17 protein-coding genes are annotated in these 19667 nt (G+C 29.2%); 10 read left to right on the top strand and 7 right to left on the bottom strand.

The window, feature by feature from the left end:
• Positions 1–20: 20 nt before the first annotated feature.
• On the top strand, positions 21–1334 hold the full coding sequence (locus ABXT56_RS05910) for a hypothetical protein (protein ID WP_415299787.1): 1314 nt from the start codon (positions 21–23) through the stop codon (positions 1332–1334).
• A gap of 1 nt (position 1335) precedes the next feature.
• Here ABXT56_RS05910 and ABXT56_RS05905 read toward each other — a convergent pair whose 3' ends face one another.
• On the bottom strand, positions 1336–1887 hold the full coding sequence (locus ABXT56_RS05905; RefSeq protein WP_415299786.1) for a tetratricopeptide repeat protein: 552 nt from the start codon (positions 1885–1887) through the stop codon (positions 1336–1338).
• Positions 1888–1933: 46 nt separating this feature from the next.
• The gene (locus ABXT56_RS05900; protein ID WP_415299785.1) at positions 1934–2281 is read right to left on the bottom strand and encodes a thiol-disulfide oxidoreductase DCC family protein; all 348 of its coding nucleotides are present in this window, start codon (positions 2279–2281) and stop codon (positions 1934–1936) included.
• Positions 2282–2376: 95 nt separating this feature from the next.
• Here ABXT56_RS05900 and tldD point away from each other — a divergent pair, with 95 nt between their 5' ends.
• Genes tldD through ABXT56_RS05885 form a run of 3 tightly spaced genes read left to right on the top strand, consistent with a single transcriptional unit; the run spans position 2377 to position 6082 of the window.
• Complete coding sequence (tldD, locus tag ABXT56_RS05895; protein ID WP_415299784.1) at positions 2377–3789, top strand: metalloprotease TldD; 1413 nt, start codon at positions 2377–2379, stop codon at positions 3787–3789.
• Positions 3790–3794: 5 nt separating this feature from the next.
• A complete protein-coding gene (locus ABXT56_RS05890) occupies positions 3795–5114 on the top strand; it encodes a TldD/PmbA family protein (protein WP_415299783.1) in 1320 nt (439 codons plus the stop codon).
• On the top strand, positions 5111–6082 hold the full coding sequence (locus tag ABXT56_RS05885) for an NAD(P)-binding protein (protein ID WP_415299782.1): 972 nt from the start codon (positions 5111–5113) through the stop codon (positions 6080–6082). Before ABXT56_RS05890 ends, ABXT56_RS05885 begins: the two co-directional genes overlap by 4 nt.
• 2 nt (positions 6083–6084) lie before the next feature.
• On the opposite strand, the gene ABXT56_RS05880 is transcribed toward ABXT56_RS05885, so the two are convergent.
• Positions 6085–6765, bottom strand: coding sequence for a DUF6134 family protein (locus tag ABXT56_RS05880; RefSeq protein ID WP_415299781.1), 681 nt, complete (start codon positions 6763–6765; stop codon positions 6085–6087).
• 55 nt (positions 6766–6820) lie between these two features.
• Here ABXT56_RS05880 and ABXT56_RS05875 point away from each other — a divergent pair, with 55 nt between their 5' ends.
• Positions 6821–7468, top strand: a complete 648-nt coding sequence (locus ABXT56_RS05875) for a YczE/YyaS/YitT family protein (RefSeq protein ID WP_415299780.1) — start codon at positions 6821–6823, stop codon at positions 7466–7468.
• Here ABXT56_RS05875 and typA read toward each other — a convergent pair.
• On the bottom strand, positions 7465–9291 hold the full coding sequence (gene typA / locus ABXT56_RS05870) for a translational GTPase TypA (protein WP_415299779.1): 1827 nt from the start codon (positions 9289–9291) through the stop codon (positions 7465–7467). The genes ABXT56_RS05875 and typA overlap by 4 nt on opposite strands.
• Before the next feature lie 196 nt (positions 9292–9487).
• On the opposite strand from typA, the gene ABXT56_RS05865 reads away from it, so the two are divergent.
• Together ABXT56_RS05865 and ABXT56_RS05860 are read left to right on the top strand one after the other, a co-directional pair.
• Entirely contained in the window at positions 9488–11332 is a 1845-nt protein-coding gene (locus ABXT56_RS05865; RefSeq protein WP_415299778.1) for a DEAD/DEAH box helicase, read from the top strand.
• Positions 11333–11539: 207 nt separating this feature from the next.
• A complete protein-coding gene (locus ABXT56_RS05860; protein ID WP_415299777.1) occupies positions 11540–12058 on the top strand; it encodes a hypothetical protein in 519 nt (172 codons plus the stop codon).
• A 159-nt stretch (positions 12059–12217) separates the two neighbouring features.
• Here ABXT56_RS05860 and ABXT56_RS05855 read toward each other — a convergent pair whose 3' ends face one another.
• The 3 genes from ABXT56_RS05855 to groES form a co-directional block, all read right to left on the bottom strand.
• Positions 12218–12958: a hypothetical protein gene (locus ABXT56_RS05855; RefSeq protein WP_415299776.1), complete on the bottom strand. Its 741-nt coding sequence runs from the start codon at positions 12956–12958 to the stop codon at positions 12218–12220.
• 148 nt (positions 12959–13106) lie between these two features.
• Positions 13107–14771: a chaperonin GroEL gene (groL, locus tag ABXT56_RS05850; RefSeq protein WP_415299775.1), complete on the bottom strand. Its 1665-nt coding sequence runs from the start codon at positions 14769–14771 to the stop codon at positions 13107–13109.
• A 23-nt stretch (positions 14772–14794) separates the two neighbouring features.
• Positions 14795–15085 carry a co-chaperone GroES gene (groES, locus tag ABXT56_RS05845; RefSeq protein ID WP_415299774.1) on the bottom strand — a complete coding sequence of 97 codons (291 nt, stop codon included), beginning with the start codon at positions 15083–15085 and terminating at the stop codon, positions 14795–14797.
• 123 nt (positions 15086–15208) lie between these two features.
• Here groES and ABXT56_RS05840 point away from each other — a divergent pair, with 123 nt between their 5' ends.
• Genes ABXT56_RS05840 through ileS form a run of 3 tightly spaced genes read left to right on the top strand, consistent with a single transcriptional unit; the run spans position 15209 to position 19667 of the window.
• On the top strand, positions 15209–16027 hold the full coding sequence (locus ABXT56_RS05840; RefSeq protein ID WP_415299773.1) for a TIGR01459 family HAD-type hydrolase: 819 nt from the start codon (positions 15209–15211) through the stop codon (positions 16025–16027).
• A 3-nt stretch (positions 16028–16030) separates the two neighbouring features.
• On the top strand, positions 16031–16948 hold the full coding sequence (ribF, locus tag ABXT56_RS05835) for a riboflavin biosynthesis protein RibF (RefSeq protein ID WP_415299772.1): 918 nt from the start codon (positions 16031–16033) through the stop codon (positions 16946–16948).
• Between the two features lies 1 nt (position 16949).
• Positions 16950–19667: an isoleucine--tRNA ligase gene (gene ileS / locus ABXT56_RS05830; RefSeq protein WP_415299771.1), complete on the top strand. Its 2718-nt coding sequence runs from the start codon at positions 16950–16952 to the stop codon at positions 19665–19667.

Here is a 19667-nt window from a genome sequence, read left to right as displayed (position 1 = left end):
AATCATAACTTCTTTAAAGTATGAAAAAAATAAAAAAAAAGCCAGCTAAAAAAGTACCTGTTAGAAAAAAGCCAGCTAAAAAAGTACCTGTTAGAAAAAAGCCAGCTAAAAAAGTACCTGTTAGAAAAAAGCCAGCTAAAAAAGTACCTGTTAGAAAAAAGCCAGCTAAAAAAGTACCTGTTAGAAAAAAGCCAGCTAAAAAAGTACCTGTTAGAAAAAAGCCAGCTAAAAAAGTACCTGTTAGAAAAAAGCCAGCTAAAAAAGTACCTGTTAGAAAAAAGCCAGCTAAAAAAGTACCTGTTAGAAAAAAGCCAGCTAAAAAAGTACCTGTTAGAAAAAGAGAAAGCTTATTATTAAGAATAGTTGCGCTTCAACATTCTTTGAAACCAGAATTTAATTTTAAGATTAATTTTAGTTTAGAAAAATATATTAAAGTTTTTTTTGATATTTTTGCTAACAAAATAATTGAATATAAAATATTAAAAGAAGATGAGTCAAGAAGACGAAAATTAGAAAAAATTGAAAGAAAAGAAAAAGAAAAAATTATAGCTTATAAGCAAAAAATAAAAGAAGAAGAATTTCAAACAAAGCTTAAAGAGAAAAACTTAAAGGAAGAAGTTAGAATAGAAAAAGAAAGAACAAGAGATATTAAATTATTTTTACGCAAGGAACAAGCACTAGTAAGAATTGAACAAGCAGAAAGACAAAAACAATTTCTCAAACAACTAAAATTAGAAAAGCAAATTGAAAAATTTAGAATAAGAGAAATTAAAGAATTAGAAAAAATTGAAAAAATATCATTAAAAGAAAAAAGAGATGATTATGCAGGTCTTCAGGCAAGAATAGAAAAATTAAAAGACAAATACAGGATAATTAGAAATCAAAAAATTAAGGAAAGAGTTGAAGCATTAGGAGTAAACATTATAGGTGATGAAGATAGAGAAACTTTATTACAAAAAGAAAAAGAATATAAAATAGCAAGGCAAAAAATAGAGTTATCTCTTGAAAGTTTTTACAGAAGTGCGAGTAGTTTAGTATTTCAGCTTAATAAACGTCACATCACAAGACATATGTCAATTTTTAGATGTATTGATCAAAGGTTTGAGACAGGTGAAATCTTTATTAGATGGGACGAAGCCCCAGATGAGGAGTGGTTGTTATTAATTTATATAAAAGATAATTCTCCAGATAAGGGAATAGTTATTGAAGATAAGTCTAATCCAGAAAAAAATTCTTCTTATGAGTTTAGGTCTAATGAAATATTTAAAGCTTCTGATCTAATGGTTGATTCATTAACACAATTAATTTCAAGAAAAAGAGCTAAAAAAAATTAAGTTAAACACTTTCTTCTTTAATTAATTTTTCAATTTCGGGTATTAATTCACGACTTTTAAAAGATGGGTAAAACTCTAAAGCTTTTTCAATACTTTTAATTGCTTTTTCATATTTTTGAAGTTTTATAAAAATTCTTGCTTGTCCTGATAATGCCCCAAAATGTCTAGGCTCTATACTTAAAACTTTATCGATATCATCTAAAGAATTTGTAAATTTATTCATTAAAAAATATACAGTTGCTCTTTTATTCCAACCCTCTGACCATTGCGGGTCAGTAAGTATTATATTATCAAAAACTTTTAATGCATAATTATAATCACCATATTGCATAAGCTCTGTCCCAAATTCTAATTTTTCAGTTAATCTAATATCATTAGGGTGTTCAATCCAAACAGACCAAATCTTTTTTTCTAATATTTCAGCTTTATTTGAGTCATCGATCTTAACAAGTCTATCAAAAAGTTTATCTAGAATATTTTTTTGAGCCGATTGCGCAGAAATAAAAAAATTATTTATTAATATAAATAATATGAACGTTTTAAAAATCTTCATGATAAAAATATAATTTAATTAATAGTAGGCCTCAATAAGAAAAAATTTATTTAGAAAGTTGTTTTTTATTTTTTAAATATAGAAAGAAAGCAATAACTTCATAAAAAAATGAAAATAAAGTAAAAATTATTGGTAACTTAAAAAAAGAGTACAGAAATTTATATTTTGGAATTTTTTTCCAAACAAGTAAAAAAGCTTCAGCCCCTCCAAATACTCGTCCACCTTCTTCCACGTGCAGTCTCCTTAAAAGAGTTTTCTTATCTTTTGAGGTTTTTTTTTCTGCAGCTAAATTATTTGTAATATCTACCCACTCAATTTCTTTTATTTTTTGCTTTTTATAGAGATTTATTTCAGCTCTACAGATACCACAGGACTCATTGTAATAAACTTTCATAAATTATTTTCTGTAAAATTATTAAAAATCAACTAGTTTGTACATGTGCTAATTACAACAGTTGATAAAAACCAAATAAATACTAGCTTATTCGTATGAGTGATTTTTTTTCTAAAACAGATTTAAGCAGAAAAGATGCTGAAGACATTATTTCTGAAACCTTAAATAAGTGTGAGGATGGTGAGCTTTATTTAGAAAATTCAAAAAGTGAATCCATTGTTTTGGATGATGATAAGATTAAAAGTTCTACTTATAGCTCTGACTTAGGTTATGGTTTAAGAGCTGTAACAGGAGAAGTCGTTGCATACTCTCACTCAAATGAAATTTCTAAAAATTCATTAAAACAATCAGCTAATAATTTAAGGTCAACACTCAAATCAAAAAATGGTGTTTACAATCATGAAATTCCAAAAACAAATGATAAATTTTATAAAAGCGTCAATCCTATAGATGAAAAATCACTTCAATCTAAATTAGAAATTTTAAAAGAAGTTAATAGTTATACCAGAGCAAAAGGAGGGATTGTTCAACAAGTTACAGCTAGTTTTGCTGGAGAGCATAAGTCTGTAGAAATTATTAGATCAGGCGGTGAGGTGCTAACAGATGTTAGACCTTTAATTCGTTTTAATGTTTCAGTAATGTTAGAGAAAGATGGAAAGAAAGAAACGGGAGTTTATGGAATTGGTGGAAGACAATCATATGATGAATATCTAAAAGATGATAATTGGAAAAAAGTTTGTGATGAAGCATTTAGAATTGCCTCGGTAAATTTAGAAAGCAAACCTGCACCGGCTGGAGAAATGAAAGTCGTGTTAGGACCAGGATGGCCAGCAATACTTATTCATGAAGCTATAGGACATGGTTTAGAGGGAGACTTTAATAGAAAAAAAACATCTGCTTTCCATAATTTAATGGGACAAAGAGTTGCAAGTGAGGGTGTTACCATTGTGGATGATGGAACTCTTCATAACAGAAGGGGAAGCTTGACAATTGATGATGAAGGTACACCCACAGAAAAAACTGTTTTAATTGAAAACGGTATTTTAAAAAACTTTATGCAAGACCGTTTGAATGCAAGATTAATGAATACTAGATCTACAGGAAGTGGAAGAAGAGAAAACTATAAACATATTGTTCTTCCAAGAATGAGAAACACAATGATGTTAAATGGAAAATATTCTCAAGAAGAAATGATTAAATCAGTTGTTAAAGGAATATTTGCAGTAAGTTTCGGTGGTGGTCAGGTAGATATTACTTCTGGAAAATTTGTATTTAATTGCACAGAAGCTTATGAAATCATAAATGGCAAAATAGGCGCTCCTATTAAAGGAGCAACATTGATTGGTGATGGTCCATCGATCTTAAAAGAAGTTTCATTAGTTGGAAATAATATGATGCTTGATCCTGGCATTGGAACCTGTGGAAAAGCAGGACAAGGTGTGCCAGTTGGTGTGGCCCAACCCTCAATTTTAATTGATAAAATGACTGTTGGTGGAACTCAATTATAAATTATATGGTTAAAGATCAAGATTACTTAAAAAAAACAGCCTCTTTTTGTATAGATTTAGCAAAGAAATTAGGTGCAACAGATGCGACAGCAGTAGTTGCACATTCAATTTCTGAAACAGTTAATTTTAGAAATAAAAAACTAGATGAGTCTGATAGGTCAGATAGTTTGGGGGTTGGTTTAGAAATTTATATTGGTAAAAAGAAATCTGGTATTACATCATCAAATCTTAATGAGGATAATATTAAAACTTTAATAGAGAGATGTATTGAAACAACAAAAATTACACCAGAAGATGAATTTAATTCTCTACCAGATCAAGATTTGTTGGCAAAGACAATTAATGATTTAGATTTATACGATGATGATCATATAGAAAATAATGAAAAAATTGAATACTTAAAAGAGGTTGAGGAAGCTGCACTTGAAAAGAAAGAAATTACTAATACAGAAACAGGTTTTACAGAATCTAAATCTAACTTTATATTAGCAAGCAGTGATGGTTTTTTAAATGGATATAAATCTTCTTCTTTTTCTGCATCATGTGTTGCTGTAGCAAAAGACTCTAATGACAATATGGAAAGAGATTATGAATTTACAAGTACTTGCCACTTACATGATATGCTTAGACCAAATCAAATTGGATTATTGGCAGCTAAAAAAACAGTTCAAAAATTGAATCCACAAAAAATAGAAAGTGAAAAAATAAGTATCATTTTTGATAGAAGAATTTCAAAAGGTATATTAAGTGCTTTTGCAAGTGCAATAACAGCGTCATCTATAGCGAGAGGTACTTCATTTCTAAAAGATAAAATTAATGAAGAAATATTTTCAACTTCAATAAATATTTATGACAAGCCTGATATAGTTAAAGGATTAGGTTCAAGATACTTTGACAGTGAGGGAGTTAAAACTAAAGAATTAAAATTAGTAGATCAAGGCGTCTTAAAACATTACCTCGTTGACACTTATTATGGAAAAAAATTGAATTTAAAATCAAATGGTAGAAGTGGAGGAACAAGTAATTTATTTTTTGAAAAAGGATCCATCACATACAAAGATCTTTTAAAATTAAACCCAAGAACCCTTTATGTTACGGAAACTATTGGTCATGGAAGTAATTTGGTTACAGGAGATTATTCAGTTGGAGCCAATGGGTTCATGGTGGAAAATGGAGTATTTAAATATCCTGTAAGTGAAATTACTATAGCTGGGAATTTTAAGGATATATTTAAGAACATAACATTAGCAGATGATCTAGAGTTTAAATACTCAACGAATGCTCCAACAATGCTCATAGAAGGTATGGTTGTTGCTGGAAAATGAAGGACTTTTGTATTATTGGTTCAGGCATTTCTGGCGCAACAATTGCAAATATCCTCAGTAAAAAATATTCATTAGACGTTTATGATAAAGCAAGAGGCGTAGGTGGAAGATCATCAAACAAAAAGTTTAATAAAAATGAAAGCTTTGATCATGGTGTTCAATATATATCCCCGAAAAGTATTCAATTTAAAAAATTTATAAAAAATTTAATTACTAAAAAGATAGTTAAAAAATGGCAAGGGAAACATATATTTTTAAATACAGATAAAAAAGAAAATAAAAAACATATTAAGATAATTGGTAAAAAAGGAAATAATGCAATTAGTAAATATTTATTAAAAGATATTAATTGTAATTTTAATAGTGAGGTTATTAAAATTTTTAATAAGAATAAGTTTTGGGAAATATCTTTTTCAGATGGATCAACAAAATTGTATAAATCTTTAATATTAACATGTCCATTCCCTCAATTAAAAAAACTTTCAAAAAAATATATTAAACATTCGTTTATTGATAAAAAAATTAAGATGGATGCAAATATAACTGTCATGATGGTTACAAAAAAAAACAAACATAATATTAGTAGCTTTTTTTTTAATGATAAAATTTTAGGTTGGGCTGGAAATGAAAATAGTAAAATGCGCTTTAAGAGTACAAATGACCTTTGGACTCTACAAAGTACTTATTCATGGGCAAATAAAAGAATTAATAAAAATCGAGAAAATAGAAAATTAAACACAAAAACTATGATTGAACAGTTTTTCAAGCTTACAGGTATAAAAAAAACTAAAGTTTTATTTTCATTAAATCATGGCTGGAAATATTCATCAAACTCAAAACCCTTAAGAATTAAAAGTTATTGGAATTCTTCTTTAAATCTTGGTGTTTGTGCAGATTGGTTTGTTGGACCTAGATTAGAATCTGGATGGATAAGTGCTACCGATCTCTTTAAAAAAATAAATAAATAATCTTATTCATAATTCTTAACCTTATATTCCCAATTTCCTAAGTGCGAATAAGCAACTTTTAGGATTAAAGAATTTTTTTTATCAAACCATATGTCAAAATTAAGCCTTTTATCTTTTGGCAAGGACATATCTTTTGAGGTTAATTTGAAATGATCTACTTCATAATTTTTGCCATAAACCTCAATTTTTTCTTTACCAATGAAAGTCACTACTTGTTTTTTGATACTACCTGATACTGGGCTAATTTGACTATCAGTTTGTAAAATTTTGTGGCTCCACCAATTTCCAATTACACTATCTGCTGATGCCTCACCATTATAAGAAGATCCCTGAATATCAAATTTATCTGTTTTTTCATTAAACTCTAAATTTACATATTTTTTTTTATCGTTTTGAAGAGTTTTAGAATTAAAAGAAATCAATTTATCTTTAATATATTTTTCCTCTCCATATCCTTCAATTTCAAAAATTGTTGCTCCAAATAACTTTACTGTAATTTTAATTTGATTTGTAACAGTTGTGTTATCTCCATCCTTTTTAAAAAAATAGTAATTATAACCAATAACTTCACCATCTCTTAAAACCTCCATTTCAATTTTATTAAATTTATTATAATGTGCCATGTGAGCATTGGAGCTAAACGAATATGTTAAAAAAAATATTAAGATAAAAAAATTTTTCATAAAGTGTTAACAATAATAGACTTTAAATTTAAAAGAAGTAGTTTATTGAAAAAAAATGTTTTTAAAAATTAAAAATATCCCTAAAGCATCTTGGAGTTCAGAAAAACCATTAAATCTTAAACCAAAATTTTCAACTTTCTTTTTTCTGTGTCTTGGATTGACTTTGTTTGGTTTGGGTGAAGGCTTGCTAATAGTCTCTTTTGCTGGAGCTTCACCATGGTCTGTTCTTGCACAAGGCATTTCATTGAATATTAATCTTTCTATTGGAATAATAACCATCCTTGTAAGTATTGTTGTTTTAATTTTTTGGATGCCATTAAATCAAAAACCTGGAATTGGAACAATTTTAAATGCAATAATTATTGGTTTAATGATTGATATTTGTATTAAGTATGTCCCAGCACCTGAAAATTATATTTATCAAATACTTTTGGCTATTGTAGCAGTTCTTACAGTAGGACTTGGTGGAGGTATTTATCTCGTCGCTAACTTAGGAGCTGGACCAAGAGATGGGCTAATGGTGGGTTTACAGAAAAAAACAAATTTACCAATCGCAGCTGTTAGAGGATCTCTTGAAATTACAGTAATGTCTATTGGTTGGTATCTAGGAGGAACTGTTGGAATTGGAACTTTATTATTTGCTTTTGGAATTGGACCGGCTGTTGCTTTAGGACTATTTGCAGTTGATAAGTCTTTTAATTAAAGAGGTGTTCCAGATTTTTCATTTTTTTTTCGATCATTAGGATTGAGAATTGCCTTTCTTAATCTAAGAGATTTAGGTGTAATCTCTAACGCCTCATCAGTGTTTAACATACTTAATTGTTCAGCAATTGACATTTGTCTAACTGGAGTAAGTACAACATTTTCATCTGTACCTTGAGTTCTCATGTTTGTTAATTGTTTACCCTTCATAACGTTGATAATCATATCACCAGGTTTAGGAGCTAAACCCACAATCATTCCTTCATAAACAGGGTCATTATGAGTTACAAACATCTCACCTCTGGCCTGAAGATTAAATATTGCAAATGCTACAGCTTTACCAGTAGCCATCGAAATTAAAGCACCATTTTTTCTTCCATCCATTTCACCTTCGAATTTTCCGTAACCATGGAATATTCTATTAATAACTCCAGTTCCTTTTGTTAGAGTTAAGAACCTACTTGTGTAACCCATCAAACCTCTAGTTGGTGCATGAAATATTAATCTCTTTTTATCTTTTCCAGTATCTTTAAGGTCAAGCAATTTACCTTTTCTTCTGTTCATTGAATCAATTATTTTAGAAGAAAACTCTTCATCTAAATCAACTGTAATTTCTTCAATTGGTTCTAGTTTATTTCCATTTTTATCTTGTTGGTATAAAACTTTTGGAGGACTAACTGTCATTTCAAAACCTTCACGTCTCATTTGTGTAAGTAAAATTTCAAGCATTAATTCTCCTCGTCCACTAATTATGAATGAATCTACATTAGCATTTTGAGAAAAAGTAATTCCAACATTGTTTTGTGCTTCCAAAACTAATCTATCTCTAATTTGAGTACTTGTTAGTTTTTTACCTTCAGTCCCTGCAAGAGGTGAACTGTTTACACTAACAGTTATAGACATAGTAGGTGGATCAATTGGTGTTGCAGGAATGGGATCATTTACCTCGGGGTCACAAATAGTATCTGCCACGTTAGCTTTTTCTAGTCCAGCAATTATAACAATGTCTCCAGCTTCACCAATTTCAATTGGTACTTTTTTTGTTCCTTCATATCTAAAAATTTTTGTTAATTTACCTTCGTCTATCTTCTCTCCTTTAAGATTTATTGCTTTAATAGATTGGTTAGCTTTTGCAGTACCTTGTGATATTCTGCCAACCAAACTTCTTCCTAAAAAACTGTCTGCATATAATAGCGTTGATAGCATTGCAAAAGGTTTTGTTTTATCAAGGTCTGCAGGTTTAACATGTTCTATAATTAAATCTAACAATGGATGAAGGTTTTCTCTTGGGCCATCAACTTCTTTACTAGCCCACCCAGACCTTCCACTTGCATATAAAACAGGAAAATCTAATTGTTCTTCATTTGCATCTAAGCTTACGAATAAATCAAATGTTTCATCCAAAACTTCATTAGCTCTTTGGTCTGCTTTATCTAATTTATTAATTACAACAATTGGTTTTAATCCTTGTTTTAGAGCTTTAGCTAGTACGAATTTTGTTTGTGGCATTACACCCTCAGCAGAATCAATAAGCAATAATGCTCCATCAGCCATACTTAAAACACGCTCAACCTCAGCTGCAAAGTCTCTGTGTCCAGGTGTATCTATTATATTAACTCTTGAACCTTGCCAATCGATTGAAGCAGGTTTAGCTAAAATAGTAATTCCTCTTTCTTTTTCTAATTCACCAGAGTCCATTAGTCTTTCATCCACAACTTCATTTTCTCTAAATGAGCCACTTTGTTTCATTAAATTATCAATCATGGTTGTCTTACCATGGTCGACGTGTGCTATAATTGTGATGTTTCGAATATTGTTACTCATAATTTGAGGCTCTTATACATTAATTGAGTCATTTGAAAACTTAAAAAAAGCTATTATTTATTCACTAAGTAAGCTCTACTAAAGCAATTAGCTTCTTGTGATTGTTAAAAAAACATATAGATATCGCTATATAAATTAGATGTATTAAGAGATTATAAGCATATCTCCTTTAATTATAAAAAATCTAAATATTTAAATGGAAAATTTTAAATTACTAAAAATAGAAGATTCGTTAAAAAATTCATTACAAAAAATGAAGTTTACGAAACCTACCCCAATTCAAAGTATGGCAATACCAGTAGCTTTAGAAGGGAAAGATGTTTTAGGAACCGCTCAAACAGGAACTGGAAAAACTTTAGCATTCAGTATTCCTTTAATTAATAAATTAATATTAGACAAAAATGCATTCGCACTAGTTATGTGTCCAACAAGAGAGCTTGCAACTCAAGTAATGACTGCAATCAAGAGTATTATTAGTGATAAAATTAATATCAAAACTGCTTTGTTAATTGGTGGAGAGGCAATGCAAAAACAACTTAGACAACTAGGTAATAGATCTAGAATAATAGTTGGAACACCAGGAAGAATTAATGATCACTTAAAAAGGAAAAGTTTAAATTTATCAGCTACTAAATACTTGGTATTGGATGAAACAGATAGAATGTTAGATATGGGTTTTACCCCTCAAATAGAGTTAATACTAAAATTTATTCCAAAAGATCATCAAACTTTATTATTTTCAGCAACATTACCACAAAATATTGTTCGAATTTCAGATAGGTATTTAAATAAACCTGAGAGGATTTCCACAGGATCAACTTCAATTCCTATAGCAAAAATCAAACAAGAAACCCTTCAAGTTTTTAAAGAAAATAAATATGATGAATTGGTAAATCAATTTATAACTAGAAAAGGATCGATATTGGTTTTTGTTAAAACTAAAAGAAGTGCTGATAAAATAGTTAAAAGACTTAAAGAAGAAGGTCATTCAGCCGACGCTATTCATGGAGATCTTCGTCAAAGCAAAAGAGATCGTGTAATTAATTCATTCAGAAAAGGTCTTAAGAGAATACTAATTGCAACAGATGTTGCTGCAAGAGGATTAGATATTCCTCTAATTCAACATGTAATAAATTATGACTTACCACAAGTACCAGAAGATTATGTACACAGAATTGGAAGAACTGCTAGAGCAGGAACAGAAGGTTCAGCTTTAACTTTTTTAACCCCTGATGATAGATCTATGTGGAATGAGATTAGTAAATTAATAGACCCTAATTTTAAACCTGCACTACGTGGAGCAAAAGGAAATTCAAGAAATGGAAGAAAAGAAAAACCCCCGTATAATAAAAAAAGAAAGTTCAGAGATGAAAAAAAATCTTTTAGTAAAGGAAGATCTGATAGACCATCAAGAGATGGTGAAAGAAAAAGCTTTGGCTATAAGGGGAAATCTAGTTTTGGAGACAAACCAAAATCTTTTAGTAAAGAAAGATCTGATAGACCATCAAGAGATGGTGAAAGAAAAAGCTTTGGCTATAAGGGGAAATCTAGTTTTGGAGACAAACCAAAATCTTTTAGTAAAGAAAGATCTGATAGACCATCAAGAGATGGTGAAAGAAAAAGCTTTGGCTATAAGGGGAAATCTAGTTTTGGAGACAAACCAAAATCTTTTAGTAAAGAAAGATCTGATAGACCATCAAGAGATGGTGAAAGAAAAAGCTTTGGCTATAAGGGGAAATCTAGTTTTGGAGACAAACCAAAATCTTTTAGTAAAGGAAGATCTGATAGACCATCAAGAGATGGTGAAAGAAAAAGCTTTGACTATAAGGGGAAATCTAGTTTCACTAAAAAAAAAAAAACAAAACCAACTGGTTTTACAAATAATCCAAAATACTTTGGAAAAAAAACATCTGAAGGCTCATCAACCAGTGGAGAAAAAAAAAGTTCTAGCTTTGATGGAAAGAAGAGGTTTAAAAGTAGAAGTGATAGACCTAAAAGTTTTACCTTCAAAAAACATAGTCAAAAAAGAATTAAAGTCTAAGATTTTTTAGATTTCTCTTTTTTATTTTTTCTCTTTTCTTTCAGTGTTAATTTTGGTTTTTTAGAAACACTTGAATCTTTAAATGATTTTCCACTGTATCTTTTTGACATAGTTTTATCTTATAGTAGACTATAGACTTTTTTACATTAAATGATGAAATTTTTTTTCAAAATAGAAAACAATCAATTGAAATTTACTTAATTAGTAATGATTTATAATCTAATTTCAAAAAATACAACAAAGCTCTCTAAGCATGAAATAAAGGATATATGCAAGTTAAAAGAGGAACAATGGAAACATGGTATTAAATCTCAAATAGACTATTTCAATAAAAACATAAAAAAAAGAGATGTTCATAATTTATTTTTTATAAATTCAAAACTTGCTGGATACACACTATTAAGAAAAAGAAGTTGTTTAATAAACAAAACAAAAAAAAAATATTTTTTATTCGATACACTTATAATAAAAAAAAAATTTAGAAATAATAATAAATCAATATTATTAATGAATTTCAATAATGAAATTATTAAACAACATAAGATGATTTCTTTTTTAATTTGTAACAATAATTTAATAAAATTTTATAAAAAATTTGATTGGGTCCATATAAAAAAAAATGATTTATTAATTTTAGATTACTCTTTTGATTCTAATGGTATGGTTTTTAATTATGGAAATTTAAAAAGAAATAAAACAAAATATTTATTTTATATAAATAAATAATATTTAAAATTTATCTTAAATATCAAAACTAAAAAAATAAAAAATTATACTTTGGGGATTTTAAACTTTCTATGCTTTCATTTATATACTCTGAGCATTAATAATTACTTATATAAGAAATCCCAAGGCACTAAATGACTATTATTTCAAATCTGAATTCTATTTTGTTGAACTCATTTTTTTTCGTTTTTTATTTAAAAAGTGAAAATCTTGATACATTTTATCTGGAAGTAAACCTGCTAAAATGTATCTTTTTAAGTTTTTAAAGTTTGGAATTTTATTGTTTTCTTTATTGGTTCTGTCTTTAATTTTTTTACATATAGTTTCTCTTTCTTTCTTACTACCAAAAAAATATAAATCATGTGAGTGAATATTATAAAAAAAAAAATATTCTTTAAAAATTTTCTTAATGTCAAAGTTGTTAAAAAAATGTTTTTTTGTGAGATTTAAATAATAGTCATCGCTAGTTCCAGGAGAATCAGCACTACCTGATCTTGAGGTGCCATGTTCAATTCTTCCTCTGGAAGCAATTGTTAATATTATAAAACCTTGATCTGTAGTATTTTTAATCATTTCACTAAAAATTTTTTTCCAATTTACAGCGTGTTCAAAGCATTCACCTGAAACTATTATATCAAACTTGTAATTAAATTTATGAATATCTTCACCATTCATTACAACATCGACACCTGGCCCTTTAATTAGGTCTATACCAATATAGTTATGATCTTTAAGATATTTTCTTATCTTTTGTGAAGGCCCAACCTGATGACTTCCAATCTCTAATACATTCAGTTTAGCATATTTCTCTTCAACTAAGATATTTTCTAAACAGTTGTAGATAAAATTTTGCTGATCTAAATGGGGCATTAAATTAAGATACAATTTACACTCAGACATTGCAAAAACATTTTTAAAATTACTAAAAATTAAAATAAAAAAACCCCCCCAACAACCCTCTTGAAACTTCACTGCACATTTATAGTACAGACATAAAAAAAGGGCAGTAAAAACTGCCCTTTTACAAATTTATTTAGAAAGCGTGGGATTACATTCCCATGCCACCCATACCGCCCATGCCGCCCATTCCACCAGGCATTCCACCAGGCATTCCACCAGCACTAGCATCTTTATCGTCTGGTTTGTCTGCAATCATGGCTTCAGTAGTTACAAGCAATCCAGCAATTGAAGCTGCATCTTGTAAAGCTGTTCTTACAACTTTAACAGGATCGATGATACCTTTTGTAAACATATCAACGTACTCTTCATTCTGAGCATCGTAACCTTGGTTCTTTTTATTTTGTTCCAGTAGTTTTCCAACTACAACTGAACCATCAACTCCAGCATTTAAAGTTATTTGTCTAATAGGAGATTGTAAAGCTTTAGCCACTAACGTAACTCCAGCTTTTTGATCATCTCCTTTAACTTTAAGTGTAGTTAGACTTTGTGAAGCGTATAAAAGAGCACAACCACCACCAACTACTATTCCTTCTTCAGCAGCAGCTCTAGTTGCGTTAAGAGCATCTTCAACTCTATCTTTTCTTTCTTTAACTTCTACTTCAGTTGCACCACCAACTTTGATTACAGCAACTCCACCAGCAAGTTTTGCTAGTCTTTCTTGAAGTTTTTCCCTGTCATAATCAGAAGTGGTTTCACCTACTTGTTGTTTGATTTGAGTACATCTAGCTTCAATTTCAGATTTTTTACCACTGCCGCTAATAATTGTACTATTATCTTTATCAACTTTAACTCTCTTACAAGATCCAAGATCTGTAAGTTTAACATTTTCAAGTTTAACTCCAATGTCTTCAGAAATAACCTGACCCCCAGTTAAAATTGCAATATCATCAAGCATTGATTTTCTTCTATCACCAAAACCAGGTGCTTTAACTGCAACAACTTTTAAACCACCTCTAAGTTTATTTACAACAAGAGTTGCAAGAGCTTCGCCCTCAACATCTTCAGAAATAATCATTAGTGGTCTACCAGCTTGTACAACAGCTTCTAAAAGTGGAACCATTGGTTGCAAATTAGTTAATTTCTTTTCATGTAATAAGATAAAAGGATTTTCTAAATCTGTAGTCATTTTATCAGCATTAGTGATAAAGTATGGTGATAAATAACCCCTATCAAACTGCATACCCTCAACAACGTCCAACTCAGTTTCTACTCCCTTAGCTTCTTCAACAGTAATAACACCTTCATTGCCAACTTTTTGCATAGCTTTTGCAATCATGTTGCCAATTTCTTTATCACCATTAGCTGAAATAGTTCCCACTTGAGCAATTTCATCAGTATCTTTTACTTTTTTTGCTGAAGCAATTAAGCTTGCTTTAACATGATCTACTGCTGCATCTATTCCTCTTTTAACATCCATAGGGTTCATGCCAGCTGTTACATATTTTACACCTTCTTTAACAATTGCTTGCGCTAGAATAGTTGCTGTAGTTGTTCCATCACCAGCTTCTTCATTTGTTTTGCTAGCAACTTCCTTAACCATTTGAGCACCCATGTTTTCAAATTTATCTTCAAGATCAATTTCCTTAGCGACAGTAACACCATCTTTAGTAATTCTTGGTGCACCATAAGATTTGTCGATAACAACATTTCTACCTTTTGGTCCAAGGGTAACCTTTACTGTGTTAGCAAGGATATCAACACCTTTTATCATTGCTGCTCTTGCCTCAGAGTCGAATTTTACAATTTTTGCCATTTTATTTTCTCCTTTAAATTAAATTATTTGCCAGAAATACCCATAATGTCAGACTCTTTCATTATGCTGTATTCTTTGCCATTGATTTTGATTTCAGTTCCTGACCATTTGCCAAAAAGAACTTTATCTCCAACTTTCACATCCATTGGAATTAGTTTTCCATCTTCAGTTTTTGCCCCACCACCAACAGCAATAACTTTACCTTCTTGAGGTTTTTCTTGAGCTGTATCGGGGATAATTATTCCTCCAGCAGTTTTTTCACTACTGTTTAAAACTTCTATCAAAACTCTATCGTGTAACGGTTTAAATTTCATAAATTCTCCTTTTATTATGCGACTCATATAGCTATTAGGCTAACTATTTCAAGAGATGTTAAAAAAAATATGTGGTACAAAAAACCAGAGAAATTGTGTTTTTTATAAGTTATACCTCCCATAATGACTAAGAATTTAGATAATGATGGATTAAGATCGATTGTTGAGAATTATGATATTTTTTATATCGATTTATGGGGCGTTGTTCACAATGGAATAACTCCTCATAAAAAGGCAATTGAAGCTTTAGAAGAAATCACCAAAGCAAACAAAAACTACGTTCTCTTAACCAATGCACCAAGACCAAATAGTTCTGTAAATTTGTTTCTTGAAAAAATGGGAATGAAAAAAGAAATTAGGAAAAAAGTGTATTCATCTGGAGAAGCATCATTGGTTTACTTGAAAAAAAACTTTTTAAATGAAAAGTTTTTTCATTTAGGACCACCTCGAGATTTTGATTTATTTTTAAATTTTACAAAGAATAAAACAATTGATATTAAAGAAAGCTCTTATTTACTATGTACAGGCTTATTTGAAGAGCAGGGTGAAGATTTAAATTATTACAAAGAGTTATTCAAAGATCATATTAATAAGAAAATGATATGTACTAATCCAGATTTAATTGTTGATAAAGGTGAAAAAAGAGAACTATGCGCAGGGTCTGTTGCACTAGTTTTTGAAAAAATGGGAGGAGAAGTTGTTTATTTTGGCAAACCATTTCCTGAAGTTTATAATCAGGCAATTAATAATGAGGGAAAAAGAGTTTTGTCTATTGGTGATAATTTAAATACTGATATTAAAGGAGCCAATCTTTTAAATTTTAATTCTTTAATTATATCAAATGGTGTTCATAAAGATGAAATTAAAAAAGAAGGCATAGATCTGGTTTCAAAAAAATATGAAGTTATCGTAAACTTTATTCAAACAGAATTAAAGTGGTAAATTATGAAGCTATATAAAAACTTTAATATTTCAAAAAATCATAAAAAATCAATTATCCTGATTGGTAATTTTGATGGTGTTCATTTAGGTCATCAAAAATTATTTAAATTAGCAAATACTTATAAAAAAAAATTTAATCTAAAAATTGGAGTTTTAACATTTGAGCCTATGCCTAAAATGTTTTTTAATAAAAACTTTAAAAACTTTAGGATTTTAAATATAAATCAAAAAAAAATAATTTTAAATCATTTAGGGGTTGATTTTATAATTACTAAAAAATTTGATAAAAAATTTTCTAAAATTAAATCTGATTTTTTTATTAAAGAAATTTTATCAAAAAAATTAGAAGCTCAATACATATTTGTTAGTAATAACTTTAGATTTGGAAATAAAAGAGAGGGAGATGTTAGGCAACTAATAAAAAATGAAGAAAATTATTATTACAAAATAGTAAAACCACAACCACTAATCTTAAATAAAAAAGTTATCTCTTCAACGTATATTCGTTCTCTTCTAGAAAAAGGACAATTAAAAAAAACTAACAAATTATTATTTCGAAATTGGTCAATTGAAGGAATTGTTCAAAAGGGAAGACAGCAAGGAAAAAAAATTGGTTTTCCAACCTGCAATATTGATATTAAAGATTACGTGATCGCAATGCCTGGAGTGTATGCCGTTAAAGTAAAACAAAAAAACTCCAATAAATCACTAAAAGCGATTGCCAATCTTGGTTATAGACCAACTTTTAATCAAAAAAAAATTTTATTAGAGGTGCATATTTTTAATTTTTCTGGAAATCTTTATAATAAGTATTTATCAGTAGAGTTCACAAAATTTATAAGAAAAGAGAAAAAATTCAAAAACGTTGATCAATTAAAAAAACAAATTCAAAGTGACTTAAAAGTTGCTAAAAGAAATTAAAATGAGTAAAGAAAATATAAATTTACCTAAAACAGCTTTCCCCATGAAAGCAAACTTACAAAATAAAGAACCAGAAATTTTAGAATATTGGAAAAAAATTGATCTTTATAAAGAGTTGAGAAAATCTAATAAGGGTAAAGAGAAGTTTATACTTCATGATGGCCCACCATATGCAAATGGCAACATCCACATGGGTACGGCTTTAAATAAAATTTTGAAAGATATTATCGTTAAATTTCATCAAATGGATGGTAAAGATTCTGTATATGTTCCAGGGTGGGATTGTCATGGTCTACCCATTGAATGGAAAATTGAAGAACAATACAAAAAAAATAAAAAAAATAAAAATGAAGTTCCAATAACAGAATTTAGAAAAGAATGTAGAGAGTTTGCTGAAAAATGGATTGGAGTTCATAAAACACAATTTAAAAGATTAGGTGTTGTTGGAGATTGGGATAATTATTATGCAACAATGAGCTTTGAGGCAGAAGCTCAAATCGTAAGAGAATTAGGAAAATTTTTAAAAGAAGGAAGTCTTTATAGAGGATTCAAGCCTGTTCTTTGGTCAACTGTAGAAAAAACTGCTTTAGCAGATGCTGAAGTTGAGTATCAAGATCATAAATCAGATACAATTTATACAGCCTTTCCAGTTAAAAAAACAAATATAAAAGAATTAGAAAATAGTGAAGTTGTTATATGGACAACTACTCCATGGACTATACCTGCAAATAAAGCATTAGCTTATAATGAGGCCTTAGATTATTTAATAATTGAATTAAGTGATGAGGGAGATTTTAAGAATAAAAAAATAGTAGTTGCAGAAGCTCTACTAGAGTCTGTTATCAAAGATTGTGACATCAAAAGTTATAAAGAAATAAAAAAATTTAAGGGTAAAGATTTTAAAGATACAATCTGTAGTCACCCTTTTTTAGAGCTTGGTTATGATTATGATATCCCAATGCTTGAAGCAAGATTTGTTACAACAGAACAGGGAACGGGCATTGTTCATTGCGCACCAAGTCATGGTCCTGATGATTTTAATCTTTGTTTAAAGCATGGGATAAAAGCTATAGAGACTGTTGATGGTGATGGTAAATATACTAAAAATCTTGCTTTATTTGAGGGAACTCATATTTTTAAAGCAAACCCAATTATTATTGAAAAATTAAAAGAACAAAAAAAATTATTATCTAATGGAGAGCTAGTTCATTCATATCCGCATTCATGGAGATCAAAAGCACCTCTTGTTCATAGAGCAACTCCGCAATGGTTTATTTCAATGGAAAGCCATGGCTTGAGAAAAAAAGCGTTAAAAGCTCTTGATGAAACTAAGTTTTACCCAGACAAAGGTAGAGAAAGAATAAAAGCAATGATTGAAACAAGACCAGACTGGTGTGTTTCAAGACAGAGAGTTTGGGGAGTACCACTTCCAATATTTGTTAATAAAACTACTAAAGAAATTTTAGTAGATGACAATGTAAATGAGAATATTGCAAACATTTATGAAAAAGAAGGTTCTGATTGTTGGTTTTCTGATAATCCTCAAAGATTTTTAGGGGATAAATATAAAGCAGAAGATTACGAAAAAATAAGTGATATTGTTGAAGTTTGGTTTGATAGTGGGTGTACGCATGCATTTGTTTTGGAAAAAAGAGAAGATCTCCAATGGCCAGCATCAATGTATTTAGAAGGATCCGATCAACATAGAGGCTGGTTTCATTCTTCACTACTAGAATCTTGTGGAACAAGAGGTAGGGCACCTTATGAGTCTATATTATCTCACGGATTTGTTGTTGATGGCAAAGGCCTTAAGATGTCCAAATCTTTAGGCAATGTAATAGCTCCAGAAGATATTTTAAAAAAATATGGAGCAGATATTTTAAGAATATGGGTTGCCTCATCTAATTATGCTGAAGATTTAAGAATTGATTATTCAATTTTAGAACAACATGCAGACTCTTATCGAAAAATTAGAAACACATTCAGATACTTGCTGGGAAATTTAAATGATGATTTTAAAAAAATTGATATTGAAAAATTAGATTTAGATCAATTTCCTGAATTAGAACAATACATGCTTCATAGAGTACATGAGTTAAATAAAAATTTTAAAAATTATTTTGCATCTTATGATTTTCACAATCTTTACAAAGAATTATTAAATTTTTGCACAGTTGATCTATCAGCATTTTATTTTGATATTAGAAAAGATGCTTTGTACTGCGATGCAAGGGATTCGAATAGAAGAAAAAGTTGTATAATTGTTTTAAATATAATTCTCGAAGCCTTAATCAAGTGGTTTGCACCAATTTTATCTTTTACTACAGATGAAATTTACATATTAATAAGTAAAAATAAAAAAAGTATACATTTAGAAGAATTTATGAAATTTCCAGATTCATTTAAAAATGAGTCTCTCAACAATAAATGGATTGAGTTAAAAAAAATTAGAGATATTTGTAACATTAGTATTGAAACAAAAAGAGCAAGTAAAGAAATAGGTTCAAGCCTAGAAGCAAACTTAATTATTAATTTGAGTCAAGATTTACTTAAAATTTCAAAGAATATTGACTTTTCTGAATTATGTATAACATCTCATGCTATGGTACAAAGCTCAAATACTGAGGATGTGACAGCTGAAACTACTAAAGCTCAAGGTAATAAATGTCCAGTGTGCTGGAAAATTAGCAAAGAAAAATGTGCAAGACATTCTAATTAA

It is taken from the genome of Candidatus Pelagibacter sp. Uisw_134_02 (genome assembly GCF_047720265.1).
In the GTDB taxonomy this organism is placed as follows: Bacteria; Pseudomonadota; Alphaproteobacteria; order Pelagibacterales; family Pelagibacteraceae; genus Pelagibacter.
Note: the sequence above shows the minus strand (reverse complement) of the source record. Positions and strands in the feature narration are given on the sequence as shown.

Bases quoted from the DNA above. Each gene is read 5' to 3' on its own strand.
- ABXT56_RS05910 (WP_415299787.1), top strand. From the start codon at position 21: ATGAAAAAAATAAAAAAAAAGCCAGCTAAAAAAGTACCTGTTAGAAAA.
- ABXT56_RS05905 (WP_415299786.1), bottom strand. From the start codon at position 1,887: ATGAAGATTTTTAAAACGTTCATATTATTTATATTAATAAATAATTTT.
- ABXT56_RS05900 (WP_415299785.1), bottom strand. From the start codon at position 2,281: ATGAAAGTTTATTACAATGAGTCCTGTGGTATCTGTAGAGCTGAAATA.
- tldD (WP_415299784.1), top strand. From the start codon at position 2,377: ATGAGTGATTTTTTTTCTAAAACAGATTTAAGCAGAAAAGATGCTGAA.
- ABXT56_RS05890 (WP_415299783.1), top strand. From the start codon at position 3,795: ATGGTTAAAGATCAAGATTACTTAAAAAAAACAGCCTCTTTTTGTATA.
- ABXT56_RS05885 (WP_415299782.1), top strand. From the start codon at position 5,111: ATGAAGGACTTTTGTATTATTGGTTCAGGCATTTCTGGCGCAACAATT.
- ABXT56_RS05880 (WP_415299781.1), bottom strand. From the start codon at position 6,765: ATGAAAAATTTTTTTATCTTAATATTTTTTTTAACATATTCGTTTAGC.
- ABXT56_RS05875 (WP_415299780.1), top strand. From the start codon at position 6,821: ATGTTTTTAAAAATTAAAAATATCCCTAAAGCATCTTGGAGTTCAGAA.
- typA (WP_415299779.1), bottom strand. From the start codon at position 9,291: ATGAGTAACAATATTCGAAACATCACAATTATAGCACACGTCGACCAT.
- ABXT56_RS05865 (WP_415299778.1), top strand. From the start codon at position 9,488: ATGGAAAATTTTAAATTACTAAAAATAGAAGATTCGTTAAAAAATTCA.
- ABXT56_RS05860 (WP_415299777.1), top strand. From the start codon at position 11,540: ATGATTTATAATCTAATTTCAAAAAATACAACAAAGCTCTCTAAGCAT.
- ABXT56_RS05855 (WP_415299776.1), bottom strand. From the start codon at position 12,958: ATGTCTGAGTGTAAATTGTATCTTAATTTAATGCCCCATTTAGATCAG.
- groL (WP_415299775.1), bottom strand. From the start codon at position 14,771: ATGGCAAAAATTGTAAAATTCGACTCTGAGGCAAGAGCAGCAATGATA.
- groES (WP_415299774.1), bottom strand. From the start codon at position 15,085: ATGAAATTTAAACCGTTACACGATAGAGTTTTGATAGAAGTTTTAAAC.
- ABXT56_RS05840 (WP_415299773.1), top strand. From the start codon at position 15,209: ATGACTAAGAATTTAGATAATGATGGATTAAGATCGATTGTTGAGAAT.
- ribF (WP_415299772.1), top strand. From the start codon at position 16,031: ATGAAGCTATATAAAAACTTTAATATTTCAAAAAATCATAAAAAATCA.
- ileS (WP_415299771.1), top strand. From the start codon at position 16,950: ATGAGTAAAGAAAATATAAATTTACCTAAAACAGCTTTCCCCATGAAA.